11 protein-coding genes are annotated in these 12832 nt (G+C 73.0%); 7 read left to right on the top strand and 4 right to left on the bottom strand.

Annotated elements, in window-relative coordinates; all coding sequences use genetic code 11:
- Positions 1-28: 28 nt before the first annotated feature.
- Positions 29-1870 (bottom strand): M48 family metallopeptidase, encoded by a 1842-nt coding sequence (locus V6U86_RS15395; protein ID WP_334503606.1) that lies wholly within the window; start codon positions 1868-1870, stop codon positions 29-31.
- A gap of 229 nt (positions 1871-2099) precedes the next feature.
- Here V6U86_RS15395 and V6U86_RS15390 point away from each other — a divergent pair, with 229 nt between their 5' ends.
- Genes V6U86_RS15390 through V6U86_RS15380 form a run of 3 tightly spaced genes read left to right on the top strand, consistent with a single transcriptional unit; the run spans position 2100 to position 4426 of the window.
- Positions 2100-3119, top strand: coding sequence for a prephenate dehydrogenase (locus V6U86_RS15390; protein WP_334503604.1), 1020 nt, complete (start codon positions 2100-2102; stop codon positions 3117-3119).
- A 9-nt stretch (positions 3120-3128) separates the two neighbouring features.
- The gene (locus V6U86_RS15385) at positions 3129-3779 is read left to right on the top strand and encodes an SIMPL domain-containing protein (RefSeq protein ID WP_334503602.1); all 651 of its coding nucleotides are present in this window, start codon (positions 3129-3131) and stop codon (positions 3777-3779) included.
- Complete coding sequence (locus V6U86_RS15380; RefSeq protein ID WP_334503600.1) at positions 3779-4426, top strand: nucleoside/nucleotide kinase family protein; 648 nt, start codon at positions 3779-3781, stop codon at positions 4424-4426. Before V6U86_RS15385 ends, V6U86_RS15380 begins: the two co-directional genes overlap by 1 nt.
- Here V6U86_RS15380 and V6U86_RS15375 read toward each other — a convergent pair.
- Together V6U86_RS15375 and dapD are read right to left on the bottom strand one after the other, a co-directional pair.
- Positions 4423-4980, bottom strand: a complete 558-nt coding sequence (locus V6U86_RS15375) for a sugar O-acetyltransferase (protein ID WP_334503598.1) — start codon at positions 4978-4980, stop codon at positions 4423-4425. The two genes, V6U86_RS15380 and V6U86_RS15375, sit on opposite strands and share 4 nt — an antisense overlap.
- 105 nt (positions 4981-5085) lie before the next feature.
- A complete protein-coding gene (gene dapD, locus V6U86_RS15370; protein ID WP_112640841.1) occupies positions 5086-6045 on the bottom strand; it encodes a 2,3,4,5-tetrahydropyridine-2,6-dicarboxylate N-succinyltransferase in 960 nt (319 codons plus the stop codon).
- 78 nt (positions 6046-6123) lie between these two features.
- Between dapD and dapE the strand changes: the two genes are divergently transcribed.
- Positions 6124-7197, top strand: a complete 1074-nt coding sequence (dapE, locus tag V6U86_RS15365) for a succinyl-diaminopimelate desuccinylase (protein WP_334503592.1) — start codon at positions 6124-6126, stop codon at positions 7195-7197.
- Between the two features lie 60 nt (positions 7198-7257).
- Here the strand turns inward: dapE and V6U86_RS15360 are convergent, their stop codons facing one another.
- Positions 7258-7425, bottom strand: coding sequence for a hypothetical protein (locus tag V6U86_RS15360; protein WP_334503590.1), 168 nt, complete (start codon positions 7423-7425; stop codon positions 7258-7260).
- Between the two features lie 154 nt (positions 7426-7579).
- On the opposite strand from V6U86_RS15360, the gene V6U86_RS15355 reads away from it, so the two are divergent.
- From V6U86_RS15355 to V6U86_RS15345, 3 genes are all read left to right on the top strand, one after another.
- Positions 7580-8446, top strand: a complete 867-nt coding sequence (locus V6U86_RS15355; RefSeq protein WP_334503588.1) for a TIGR00730 family Rossman fold protein — start codon at positions 7580-7582, stop codon at positions 8444-8446.
- On the top strand, positions 8446-8991 hold the full coding sequence (locus V6U86_RS15350) for a TIGR00730 family Rossman fold protein (protein ID WP_334503586.1): 546 nt from the start codon (positions 8446-8448) through the stop codon (positions 8989-8991). Before V6U86_RS15355 ends, V6U86_RS15350 begins: the two co-directional genes overlap by 1 nt.
- A 196-nt stretch (positions 8992-9187) precedes the next feature.
- Entirely contained in the window at positions 9188-12805 is a 3618-nt protein-coding gene (locus V6U86_RS15345; RefSeq protein WP_334503584.1) for an ATP-dependent helicase, read from the top strand.
- Positions 12806-12832 lie beyond the last annotated feature (27 nt).

The following is a 12832-nucleotide window of genomic DNA, read 5'->3' as shown; positions in this document are numbered from 1 at the left end:
GATCCGGTAGGTCGACCGCCCGCACGCGTCAGTCGCTGATCTGGCGGAAGACCCGCAGCAGGGTGTTCCGGCTCTGCTTCTCCAGCAGTTCGCTGGAGTACAGCTCCTGGATGGCGAGCACCCGGCCGTCGTGCATGGTCAGCTCCGCCTTCAGCGGCACCTCCCGCTTGACGTCCACGGAGACGATCTCCTCGTACGGCAGGAACGTGTGCCGGGCGGCCAGCTCCGCGATCGGCACCGAGCCGACCAATTCGCGGAGCCTCTTCTCGCCCTGACTGGCCTTGCCGGGGTCGGCGACCAGGACCAGCCCTCGGTCGAGGACGAGGACGTCGTGCTCCGTACCGTCGATCTTGATGTTGGCCAGTGCGCCGATCAGGTCGGCGTCCCGCCCGGAGACCCGGTCCTCCACCACCGTCGCGCCGGCGGGGTCGATGCCCAACTCGGCGAGGCGGGCCAGCGCCACGTCCAGGGTTTGCGGCGCGACAGCCAGCTTGGCGATCTCGGCGAGGTCCCATGGTTGCCCTTCCGGCCCGACGAGCTGGGCCGGGCCGGACCAGGAGAGCTGCCAGTGGGCCCGACCGGAGCGGACGGCCGCGTTGTCGAGCAGCGTCTCCATCGTCCCGGCGAACCGGGCGGCGGCCTCCTCGTCGGTGGCGTCGCCGAAGAACTGTTCGGCGAACTCGCCCAACCGGCCGGAGCGCACCAGGTCCAGCACCGTCGTGAGGCCCGGCCCGCTGACGCCGGTGAAACGCCCCACCGCCCGGTAGACGCTGTCCGACTGCCGTTGCACCCCGGCCGCGACCGCCGCGGCGATGAACTGCGGCCAGGGCAGCAGCTGACGGTGGCCGTGGTCGACCACGATGCCCTGCAACTGCCGACCGGCGGTGTCGATGTCGGCGAGCAGCAGCGCGGCGGGCCGGTCGTCGGACGTGGCCGCTCCCGCCGGCAGACCCGCCATCGCGGCAACCCGGACGCCGATCGGCGGGTGGGTGTTCCACCGTGATGGCTTCCGGTCGGGGGTGTTCTCCCGCAGCTGGGCGATCTCGTCCTGCCGGCCGCGCAGCAGTTGGCCGAAGCCGCCGAAGAGGTCGTCCGGCGCCAGCTCGGCGGACCAGCCCGGCTCGACGTACCGGCGCATGAAGAAGCCCCAGGCAGCGTCGAGCGCCGGCAGGGCACGCAGCGCGGAGGTCGCGGCGTCAGGCCCGGCCAGCAGTACGGAGGACCGGTCGGCCTCCAGCTCCTGCCGGCGGGACGCGGCGTTGTCCACCATCAGGTAGAGCCGCGAGTAGCCCTTGAAGACCCAGCCGATCGGGTTGCGTGGGCTGATCCGGCTCAGCGTCTCCGCGATTGCCAGCCGACCCCGGTACGCCACCGCGCCGAGGCGGGTGTGCTTGCCGGAATAGTGGCCCAGCTCGTGCGCGAGCACCGAGCGCAACTGGTCCATCCGCAACGCCTGGAGCAGCGGCAGGCCGACATACAGGGTGCGTCGTCCACCAACCAGGCCGAGCAGTCGGCTCTGCTCGGCGACCGCGGCGTTCACCTCGGGCACCAGCCGGATCTCGTCCGGGGCGCGGGTGTCGACGGCGGTCGCCAGCTCGCGGACGGCGGCCCACAAGCCCGGGGCCTCCCGTTCGGTGAGGATCAGGCCCGGGGCCGGCTCGTTCTTCGCGCGCATCGCCCGCCAGAGCCCGACGGCCACCGCGCCCAGCGCGACGACCAGGGGCAGCAGTACCTTGCCGGTGACGAGGCTGTTGGTGTGATTGAACAGCCAGACCCCGAGCGCGGCGACGGCGGCGAGCTGCAGGAGCGCGACGACGTAGAAGCCGATCAACATGACCACCGAGGCGAGCGCCCGGTATGTCGCGGACATTTCGTTTCCCTCCGCTGTGTGCCCGCATCGGAGCGGCGGGCGGCGGTGCGGACCGTACGACGTCGGTTCCGAAGTGGACAACCCCTTTCGGGTCGGCCTCGTCAAGATCTACGGTCGGCCCGATCGACTCAGCGGGCCGGGGGCCGGCGGGCCCGAGCGATATCCTCGGCCCGGACCTGGTCGGGGCCGTGGCGGCCCCGCACCCCAGCAGGAACGTCGAGGTGTGCGGATGGTGGACGAACCGGGCGCGCGGGTACGGGCGGCGGTGGTCGGCACCGGCCTGATCGGTGGTTCGGTGCTGCTCCGGATGGTGGCCGCCGGCGTCGACGTGATCGGGTGGGACCCCGACGAGGCGACCCGGCGGGAGACTCGCCGGGTGGGCGTACCCGCGCCGGAGCGGCTGGTCGACGCGGTGGCTGACCGGGACGTGGTCTTCCTGTGCGGGCCGCTGCCCACCCTGCCGGCGACGCTGGTCGAGGTGGCGGCGATGACCGGTGAGCGTTGTGTGCTGACCGACGTCGGCAGCACCAAGGAGCAGGTGGCCGCGTTCGCCGCCGCGCAGGGGCTGACCCACCGGTTCGTGCCCGGGCACCCGATGGCGGGTACCGATCGGGCCGGCTTGACGGCCGCGCGGCCGGACCTGCTCACCGGCGCGGCCTGGGTGCTCTGCCCGGCACCCGGTCCGGCGACCACCGCGTTCCGCTGGCTGGCCGAACTGCTGGTGGAGCTCTTCGAGGCGCGGGTGGTGCCGATGTCCGCCACCGAGCACGACTCGGCCGCCGCGCTCGCCTCGCACGTGCCGCACCTGCTCGCCGGCGCGCTGGCCGGGGCGGTGCAGCGCGCACCGCTGCGCGACGCGATACTCGCGCTCGCCGCCGGCAGCTTCTCCGACGGCACCCGGGTCGCCGGAACGCCGGCCGATCGGACCGCCAACATGCTGCTGGGCAACCGGGACCGGGTGCTGCGCGAGTTGGCCGAGGTCACCGCCTTCCTGGACGACCTGGCCGCCGCTCTGCGCGCCGACGACGCTCCAGGGCTCACCGCGCGCTACGACGAGGCGCGGGCCTCCCGCGCGGCGTTGCGCGACCGGCGGTTCGACGCGTACGACCGGCAGTTCCCGGCCGGTGGTGACCACGCCGCAGAGGTGTCCTGGCTGCGCGAGCTGGGGGTCGCCGGCGGCCACCTGACCGGCCTGCACGTCGACGCGGACACTGTCTCCTACGCGGCGCGGCGCCCCGTGGCTGACTAGGCTGAGGGCATGGCGGTGGACAGTCCGGTGGTGCAGGTGCGCGGCGAGGCGTACCGGGAGGTGCCGCCCGAGCTGGCCCGGTTCACGGTCACCGCGACAGCCCGCGACCGGGACCGGGAGGCGACGCTGACCCGGTTGGCCGAGCGGGCCGCGGCGGTCCGGGTGCTGCTGGACGGCTCCGGGCCGGTGGTGGCGCGGCGGGAGACCGGCGACCTGCGGGTGCGGCCGGAGACCCGGCGCTCGGGTGAGCGGGTGGTCGCCTGGCACGGCAGCGTCACCACCACCGTCACGGTCACCGACTTCACCGCGCTGGGTGAGCTGATGCTCCGGCTCGCCGACCAGGACCAGGTCGAGGTGGCGGGTCCGTGGTGGGAGCTTCGTCCGGACAGCCCCGCCCATCGTGCGGCCCGGCACGCCGCGATCAGCGACGCGCTGCTGCGCGCCCGGGAGTACGCGGAGGCGTTGGGCGCCCAGGTCACCTCGTTGATCGAGCTGGCCGATGCGGGCCCCGCCGACCGGCCGATGTTCGCCCGTGCTGCCTTCGCCGGGGGCGGCGGCGCGGGTGGTGGCCCACCGGAGCTTGAATTGGACCCGCAGCCGCAGACCGTGCAGGCGGCGGTTCAGGCGCGGTTCACCATCAGCGACCCGGTTCTGGGCTGATGCCGCCGGCCCGGGTGCTGTCCGCCGACGAGTTGGTGGCGCGGGCGTCGGCGCTGGCCGAGGCCGGGCCGCGACAACTGCTCGGCATCGCCGGTGCGCCGGGTGCCGGCAAGTCCACCCTGGCGGAGCGGATCGTCGCCGAGCTCGGGTCGACCGCCTGCCTGGTGCCGATGGACGGCTTCCACCTGGCGCAGTCGCAGCTGGTCCGCCTGGGCCGCGCCGACCGCAAGGGCGCGGTCGACACGTTCGACGCCAACGGGTACGTCTCGCTGCTGCGCCGATTGCGCCGGTTGGAGCCGACGTCGGTCTACGCCCCGGAGTTCCGCCGGGAGTTGGAGGAGCCGGTGGCCGGCGCGATCGAGGTGCTGCCGTCGGTCCGGCTGGTCGTGACCGAGGGCAACTACCTGCTGTTGGAGGATTTCCCCTGGCAGGAAGTTCGACCGCTGCTGCACGAGGCGTGGTTTCTCGACCTGGACGCCGAGATGCGGCACCGCCGGCTGACCGCACGGCACGAGGCATTCGGACGATCTCCGGAGCAGGCGCGGGCGTGGGCGCTGGGCAGCGACGAGTCGAACGCGGCCCTGATCACCCCCACGGCCGACCGGGCTGACCTGGTGGTCCGCCTGGCGGAGCCCCCGCCGGCTTAGTCGAGTTGACGGACCGGCCGGGCGGGGTTGCCGACCGCCACCACATTGGCGGGCAGGTCCCGGGTGACCACCGCGCCCGCGCCGACGACGGTGTTCGCGCCGATCGTCACGCCGGCCAGCACGATCGCGCCGCCGCCGAGCCACACGTTGTCGCCGATGGTGATCGGCTTGGCCGCCTCCCACTTGTCCCGGCGCGGGCCGGGCTCGACCGGATGCGTCGGGGTGAGCAACTGCACGTTCGGGCCGACCTGGACGTCCGCGCCGAGGGTGATCCGACCAACGTCGAGGAAGACCGCGTTGTAGTTGACGAAGCTGCGCGGGCCGATTCGGATCTGCCAGCCGTAGTCGCAGTAGAACGGTGGGCGGATCCAGGTGCCTTCGCCCAGTTCGCCGAGGAGTTCGCGCAGTGCCGCGATCCGTGCCTGGGGGTCGGCCGCGGGGCTGGTGTTGAAGCGTTCCATCAGCCGGGCGGCCCGGTCCAGGTCGGCGATGATCTCGGGATCGTCGGCGATGTACGGCTCGCCGGCGAGCATCTTGTCCTTCATCGAGGTCACCGCTCGATCATGCCGGCCCGGTTTGCCAGCTCGTGGCGGGTCCGTCACTTTTCGTACGTCGGCTGGCCGGGTCCGCGGCTGAACACCGCAGACCCGGCAGGTCCGTCAGTCGTTGGCGTGCAGGGCGGCGTTCAGCTCGATGCCCCGGCCGGTGCGCGGCCGGGCCTCCAGCCCGCCGGTCACCGAGTTGCGCCAGAACAGCAGGCCGTCGACGCCGGACAACTCCCGGGCCTTGACCACCCGGCCGTCCGGGAGGGTGATCTTCGACGCGGCGGTGATGTAGCAGCCGGCCTCGACGACGCAGTCGTCGCCGAGCGAGATCCCGACGCCGGCGTTCGCGCCGACCAGGCTCCGCTCGCCGATGCTGATCTTGTCGGTGCCGCCGCCGGAGAGGGTGCCCATGATGGAGGCCCCGCCGCCGATGTCGGAGCCGTCGCCGACCAGCACGCCCTGCACGATCCGCCCCTCGACCATCGAGGTGCCGACGGTGCCGGCGTTGAAGTTCACGAAGCCCTCGTGCATGACGGTCGTGCCGGCGGCCAGGTGGGCGCCGAGCCGCACCCGGTCCGCGTCGGCGATCCGCACACCGGAGGGCACCACGTAGTCGGTCATCCGGGGGAACTTGTCCACCCCGTACACCGACAGGTGTCGGCCGGCGGCCCGCTCGATCACCCGCAGCTCGTCCACCCGCTCCGGTGGGCACGGCCCGGCGGACGTCCAGGCCACGTTGGCCAGCTTGCCGAAGATGCCGTCGAGGTTGAGCTGGTTGGGTCGCACCAGGCGGTGGGAGAGCAGGTGCAACCGGAGGTACGCGTCGGACGCGTCCTTGATCGGGTCGTCCAGCGAGCCGATCACGGTGACCACCTGCACGGTACGCAGACCGGGAAGGGACCGGTCACCGAGCGCGGCCGGCGGCAGGTCGAGCACGTCCGCCTTGTCCTCGCCGGCGACCAGCGGCAGCTCGCCCAGGCCCAGCTTGCCGGTCGGGTACCAGGTATCGAGCACCTGCTCGTCTGCGGTGACCGTAGCCAGGCCGATGCCCCAGGCGGAATCTGCGGACGTCACTGTTACACCTCTCGGTCACGGCCGGGCTGACCTCGGCTCGCTCCTCGCGCTGACAGACCTGAAGGTACCGTGCGAACCATGGAGAACCCGCTGACCCCCGAGGTCCTCGCCGATCCGGTGCAGCTGACCCGCGCTCTGGTCGACATAGAGTCCGTGTCCCTGAACGAGAAGGCGATCGCCGACTGTGTCGAAGAGGTGCTGCGGGGCGTACCGCACCTGACCACCCACCGGCACGGCAACACGGTGATGGCGCGCACCGACCTCGGTCGGTCGCAGCGTGTCGTGCTGGCCGGGCACCTCGACACGGTGCCGTTGAACAACAACTTCCCGTCGACCATGCGCGGCGACCTGATGTACGGCTGCGGCACCTCCGACATGAAGTCCGGCACCGCGTACGCGCTGCACCTGGCGGTGACGCTGCCCGAGCCGCGCTACGACGTGACGTACTTCTTCTACGAGGCCGAGGAGATCGAGTCCCGGTACAACGGCCTGAACCTCGTCGCCGAGGCGTTCCCGGAGTGGTTGCAGGCGGATTTCGCGGTGTTGCTGGAGCCGACGTACGGCATCGTCGAGGCGGGCTGCCAGGGCACCATGCGGGCCATCGTGACGACGACCGGTGAGCGGGCGCACGCGGCGCGGTCCTGGCACGGCGTGAACGCCATCCACGCGGCCGGTGAGGTGCTGCGGCGTCTCCAGACGTACGAGGCGCGCCGGGTCACCATCGAGGGGTGCGAATTCCGCGAGGGCATGAACGCGGTACGGATCAACGGTGGTGTCGCCGGCAACGTGATCCCCGATCTCTGCGAGGTCGAGGTCAACTACCGGTACGCGCCGGATCGTGACCCGGCTGCGGCGGAGGAGCACCTGCGGGAGGTCTTCGCCGGCTTCGAGGTAGCGGTGACCGATGCGGCGGCTGGTGCGGCCCCGGGGCTGGAGGCGGCTCCGGCGAAGGAGTTTCTGGCGGCGGTCGGCGCCGCGCCGATCGGCAAGCTGGGCTGGACGGACGTGGCCCGGTTCGCGGCGATGGGCATTCCGGCGCTGAACTTCGGCCCGGGCGACCCGAACCTGGCCCACCACAAGGATGAGCACGTCGAGATCAGCAAGATCCGCGACGGCGCGGCAACCCTGCACCGCTGGCTGGCCCCGGCCTGACCCCAACCCCACCTGCCCACCGGGCCCCCGGCCCGCTCGCCGGTGATCAAGAGGTTTGCGTCAGCCTGGCCCGTTGTCGGCGACGCAAACCTCTTGATCGGCTCCGGACGGGGTGGGGGAGGCGGGGATTGGGTTCTGCTGGCGGGTGCGGCGGCGTTCGGCCACCACGTCTCGGATCCGTCGCTGCATCTGGCGACGGATCCGGATCATCTCGCTGTTGCTGATCACGCTGTCTCCTCCCCCGAAGGCGCGCGCCGGGGCATACCCGGTATGTGAATAGTAAGACGTACGGGAGCGTCGAATAGTTGCCCTTGATCCGGAACAATTTCTCGGCGTCCCCGCCCCGCGCACCCGACCGGTGCTGCTCCACTACGGTTGCTCCATGAGCCAGAGCAACGGGCGGGAGGCCGGTCGCGGTCCGGGCCAGGAGCGGCATCGCGGTGCGGTCACCCTGCGCAGGGGGGCGATCCCGAGCAGCACCGCGGACCAGCGTCTGCTGGATTCGCGGGGGCGCGGCGACTGGAAGACCAAGGACGCGTGGCGCGCGCTGCGCATCCTCGCCGAGTTCGTCGAGGGTTTCGACACCCTCGCCGACGTGCCGTCGGCGGTCAGCGTCTTCGGCTCCGCGCGCAGCGCGCCGGACAGCGCCGAGTGTCAGTTGGCCGAGGAGTTGGGCGGCGCGCTGGCCCGAGCCGGCTACGCGGTGATCACCGGAGGTGGGCCGGGGGTGATGGAGGCCGCCAACCGCGGGGCCAGCGAGGCCGGTGGGCTCTCCGTGGGCCTCGGCATCGAGCTTCCGTTCGAGCAGGGCATCAACGAGTGGGTCGACCTGGCCATCGACTTCCGCTACTTCTTCGCCCGTAAGACGATGTTCGTCAAGTACGCGCAGGCGTTCGTCGTGCTGCCCGGTGGGTTCGGCACCATGGACGAGCTGTTCGAGGCGCTCACCCTGGTGCAGACCGGCAAGGTCACCCGGTTCCCGGTGGTGCTCATGGGTGTCGCCTACTGGCAGGGCCTGCTGGACTGGCTGCGCGACACGATGGCCGCCACCGGCAAGATCGGGCCGGTCGACCTGGACCTGATCTGTCTCACCGACGAGGTCAACGAGGCGGTCCGGTACATCGTCGAGGCGGAGGCCGTGCTCTCCGCCGAGCAGGAGGCGGTCCGCGAGGAGGCCGTCGCCCGTGCCGGGGCAGACCAGCAGGCCGCAGCCGTTCAGGCCGGCGAGCGGCCCCGGGATCGCGACTGATGGCGGCGATCTGCGTCTTCTGCGCCTCCTCTCGTACGCTCGATCAGCGCTGGTTGGACCTGGCCGCCGAGACCGGTGCGGAGCTGGCCCGGCGCGGGCACACGCTGGTCAGCGGCGGTGGCTGCGTCGGCATGATGGGCGCGTTGGCGGACGGCGCCCGGTCCGCCGGTGGGCGCACCGTCGGCGTGATCCCGCAGTCGCTGGTCGACCTGGAGGTCGCCGACCTGGCCTCGGACGAGCTGCTGGTGACCGACTCGATGGCCAGCCGCAAGACCCTGATGATCGACAAGTCGGACGCCTTCCTCACCCTGCCCGGCGGGCTGGGCACCCTGGACGAGCTGTTCGAGGTCTGGACCACCGCCACCCTCGCGCTGCACGCCAAGCCGATGGTGTTGATCGACACCGACGGGTTCTACCGCCCTCTGTTGGACTGGCTCGACGCGTTGGCCGACCAGACCTTCCTGAAGCCCGCCGGCCGCGATCTCCTGATCGTGACCACCACCGTCACAGAGGCCCTAAACGTCCTGGAATCCCACCTAACCTGACCCCCACCCACCCACCCCCACCCCACCCCTCCCGGCCCCCGGCCGGCCCCCTCCCGGCCTCCTCCCGCCCCGTCGATCATGAAGTTAGCGACGTCGATGTCGGCGTGTCGCGCCGCTAACGTCATGATCGACGAGGTGGGTTGGGGTGGGGTTCGGGGATTGGGTAGGTGTCGTATGGATCTGATGGGATGAGCTGATGCAGGCGTACCGGTTGGTGCGGCGGCCTGGAGGGCCGGCGCGGGGGGACGGGGCGACGCCTGACAGCGCGTCCGTGCCTGCCAGCGGCGGCACGTCTGGGGGCGGTGTCGGGGCGTCCGGCGGGCCTGAGCGCGTGGGTGGGTCCGAGCGGTCGGTCGGGGCTGAGCTGGCGGTCGGGGCTGAGCTGGCAGTCGTCGGCAGCGGCTGGCGGGTCGATCCCGTGCAGGCCGAGGTGGTCGGGCACACCGACGGGCCGATGCTCGTGCTCGGTGGCCCGGGCACCGGCAAGACCAGCACGCTGGTCGAGGCGGTCGCCGCCCGGGTGGCCGAGGGGGTCGACCCCGAACGGATCCTCGTGCTCACCTTCGGCCGCCGGGGCGCCACCGCGCTGCGGCAGCGCATCGAGGCCCGGATCGCGCAGGACGGCCACCGGGTGCTGCGCGAGCCGCTGGTGCGCACCTTCCCGGCGTACGCCTTCGGGTTGCTCCGCCGCGCCGCCGCCGAGCGGGGCGAACCGTCGCCCCGGCTCCTCACCGGCCCCGAGCAGGATCTGATCATCCGTGAGCTGCTGGACGTGGTGGGCGAGGAGCCCGAGGACGACCCGGTCGGCTGGCCGACCGACCTGCGTCCCGCCCTGCGGACCCGGGCGTTCGCCGGCCAGCTGCGCGACCTGCTGATGCGTGCCGCCGAGCGCGGTGTGGGCCCGGTCGACCTGGCCCGCCTGGGTGAGAAGCTCGGCCGCGCCGACTGGCCCGCCGCCGCCCGCTTCCTACGGGAGTACGTCGCCGTGCTCGCGCTGCGCGACGTCAGCAACCGCGGCTCCATCGCGTACGACCCGGCGGAACTGGTCCGGGCGGCCACCGGGCTGCTGCGCGACGACGAGGAGCTGCTGGCCGCCGAGCGCCGCCGGCTCGCCCACGTCTACCTCGACGAACTGGCCGACACGGACCCCGCCCAGCTGGAGCTGCTCTCGGTCATCGCGGGCGGAGGCAAGTCGCTGGTCGCGTTCGCCGACCCTGATTCCTCCACGTACGCCTTCCGGGGCGCCGACCCGGCCGGGGTGGCGTCGTTCCCGCACCGCTTCCGGACGGCTTCCGGTGCGCCGTCCGCGCAGGTGCTGCTGACCACGTCGTACCGGGCCGGGCCGGGTCTGCTCGCGGCGATCGCCCGGCTGGGTCGCCGGCTGCGGGGTCCGGCCGCGCACCGTCGGCTGCACCCCCTGCCTGACGCGCCGCCCGGCGTGGTCGAGGTGCACACGTTCCGCTCGGCGACCAGCGAGGCCGCCTGGTTGGCCCACGCGCTGCGTTCGGCTCACCTGCTCGACGGCGTGCCCTGGTCACGGATGGCGGTGCTGGTGCGGTCCACCGCGTTGCAGCTGCCCACCCTGCGACGGGCGCTGCACGCGGCCGGCGTACCCACCGTCGTGCACGGTGAGGATCTGCCACTGCACCTGCAACCGGCGGTCGCGCCGCTGCTGCTCCTGCTGCGTTGCGCGCTGGAGCCGGAACGGCTCGACGAGGAGTCGGCAGTCGCGCTGCTGCACTCGCCGCTCGGTGGGGCCGACCCGCTGGCCGAGCGACGGCTGCGGCAGGGCCTGCGTGTGCTCGCGTTGGCCGGCGGCGACCGACGGCCCTCCGGGGAGCTGATCGTCGAGGCGTTACGTGACCCGGAGGAGTTGGCCGGCATCGAGCGGCGTTGGGCGGAGCCGGCGCAGGCGGTGGCCGGGCTGCTGGCGATCGCGCGCGAAGCCGCCGCCCGGCCGGGTGCGACCGCCGAGGACGTGCTCTGGGCCGTCTGGCACGCCAGTGGTCTCGCCGAGCGGTGGGCCGGCGCGATCAACCAGGGCCGCCCGGAGGCCGGCGAGGGTGACCTGGCCCGGCGACGGCGGGCCGAGGCGGCCGACCGCGACCTGGACGCCGTGCTGGTCCTCTTCGACGCGGCGGCCCGGTTCACCGACCGGCTGCCCGGTGCCCGTACCGAGGTCTTCCTCGACCATGTGCTCGCCCAGGACCTGCCGGCCGACACCATCGCCCCGACGGCCGACCGGGGTGCGGCGGTACGCCTGCTCACCGCGCACGCGGCGAAGGGGCTGGAGTGGGACCTGGTCGCGGTGGCCGGCGTGCAGGAGGGCATCTGGCCGGACCTGCGGCTGCGCGGCAGCCTGCTCGGCTCCGAGCGGCTGGTCGACGTGCTGGCCGGCCGGTCGGTCGACGGGGCGACCGCTGCGAACGTGGTGGGTCAGACCTCGGCGTTGCTGGACGAGGAGCGCCGGCTCTTCCACGTCGCCATCAGCCGGGCCCGGCACCGGCTGCTGGTCAGCGCCGTGGCGTCGGCCGCTGTCGGCGGTGACGATCATGAGGAGCAGCCGAGCAGGTTCCTGCACGAGCTGGGCCCGAGCACGCCGCCACCGCCCACGCCGCCGAGCACGCCGCCCTCGCCGCCCACGCCGCCGAGCACGCCGCCCTCGCCACCGAGCACGCCGCCCACGCCACCGGGTACGCCCGGTCCACGCACCGAGCCGTCTCCCGGTGGCGGCACCGGGGGCGTTGCGGCTGGCGAGAGCGGCGACGAGGAGCCGGACCGCCCCGGGGCGCTGCCGGTGACCCGTCCACCTCGGGCGCTCACCCTGCCCGCGTTGGTCGCGGAACTGCGTACCGCCATCACCGACCCGGCCGCACCGGCGACCCGGCGGCGCGCTGCGGCGGCCGAACTGGCCCGGCTCGCCGCCGCCGGAGTACCCGGTGCGCACCCCGACGACTGGTGGGGGTTGCGCGCGCTCTCCGACGACCGGCCGCTCGTCGACGAGGGAGACCCGGTGCGGGTCACCCCGTCGGCCATGGAGAGCGCGCTGCGGTGCAGCCTGCGCTGGCTGCTGGAACGGCACGGCGGCAGCGGCCCGACCAGCACCGCCCAGGGGGTGGGCAACCTGGTGCACGCCGCCGCGATGCTCGCCGAGGACGCCAGCGCCGACCGGGGCGCGCTGCTCGACTACGTGGCCGCCCGGTTCGACGCGATCGAGCTGGCGGCCCGGTGGATGGCCGGGCCGGAGCGGGAACGCGCCGAGGCGATGGTCGACAAACTGCTGCGGTGGTTGGCCACCAACCCGCGCCGGTTGCTCGCGATCGAGCACGAGTTCGCCGTCCGCCTGGACGATCCGCATCGGCCCGTCGACCTGACTGGCCGGGTCGACCGGCTGGAGGTCGACGAGGCCGGGCGGCTCGTGGTGATCGACCTGAAGACCGGCAAGTCCACAGCTGTCACCGGCACCGATCTGGCCGAGCACCCGCAGCTCGGCGCCTACCAGGCGGCGGTGGAGGCGGGAGCATTCGCCGAGTTCGGTGACGAGTCCGGGGGCGCCGCGCTGGTGCAGCTCGGCACGTCCGCCAAGGACGCCAGGGAGCAGAACCAACCAGCGGCCGGCGAGGGGCCGGCGGCCGGTTGGGCGACCGCGCTGGTCCGGCGGACCGCCGATACGATGGCAGCCGCCACGTTCGCCGCGGTGGCCAACTCGAAGTGCCGGGTCTGCCCGGTGCGCACCAGCTGCCCGGTCTCCGGGCAGGGGCGCCAGGTCGTCGAGCCGCCCACCGTCCGACGCACCCGTGAGGGCGAGGAGTGAGCTTGCCAGCCCCGCAGTCGCGAGGAG

It is taken from the genome of Micromonospora sp. CPCC 205558 (assembly GCF_036902955.1).
Classification (GTDB): Bacteria; Actinomycetota; Actinomycetes; order Mycobacteriales; family Micromonosporaceae; genus Micromonospora.
The sequence above is the reverse complement of the archived record's forward strand: the minus strand, read 5'-3'. Positions and strand labels throughout refer to the sequence as shown.

What these genes read in the sequence shown, in the direction of transcription:
- V6U86_RS15390 (WP_334503604.1), top strand. Translation starts at nt 2,100, where the DNA reads ATGGTGGACGAACCGGGCGCGCGGGTACGGGCGGCGGTGGTCGGCACC.
- V6U86_RS15395 (WP_334503606.1), bottom strand. Translation starts at nt 1,870, where the DNA reads ATGTCCGCGACATACCGGGCGCTCGCCTCGGTGGTCATGTTGATCGGC.
- V6U86_RS15350 (WP_334503586.1), top strand. Translation starts at nt 8,446, where the DNA reads ATGGCGGCGATCTGCGTCTTCTGCGCCTCCTCTCGTACGCTCGATCAG.
- V6U86_RS15355 (WP_334503588.1), top strand. Translation starts at nt 7,580, where the DNA reads ATGAGCCAGAGCAACGGGCGGGAGGCCGGTCGCGGTCCGGGCCAGGAG.
- V6U86_RS15345 (WP_334503584.1), top strand. Translation starts at nt 9,188, where the DNA reads ATGCAGGCGTACCGGTTGGTGCGGCGGCCTGGAGGGCCGGCGCGGGGG.
- dapE (WP_334503592.1), top strand. Translation starts at nt 6,124, where the DNA reads ATGGAGAACCCGCTGACCCCCGAGGTCCTCGCCGATCCGGTGCAGCTG.
- V6U86_RS15385 (WP_334503602.1), top strand. Translation starts at nt 3,129, where the DNA reads ATGGCGGTGGACAGTCCGGTGGTGCAGGTGCGCGGCGAGGCGTACCGG.
- V6U86_RS15380 (WP_334503600.1), top strand. Translation starts at nt 3,779, where the DNA reads ATGCCGCCGGCCCGGGTGCTGTCCGCCGACGAGTTGGTGGCGCGGGCG.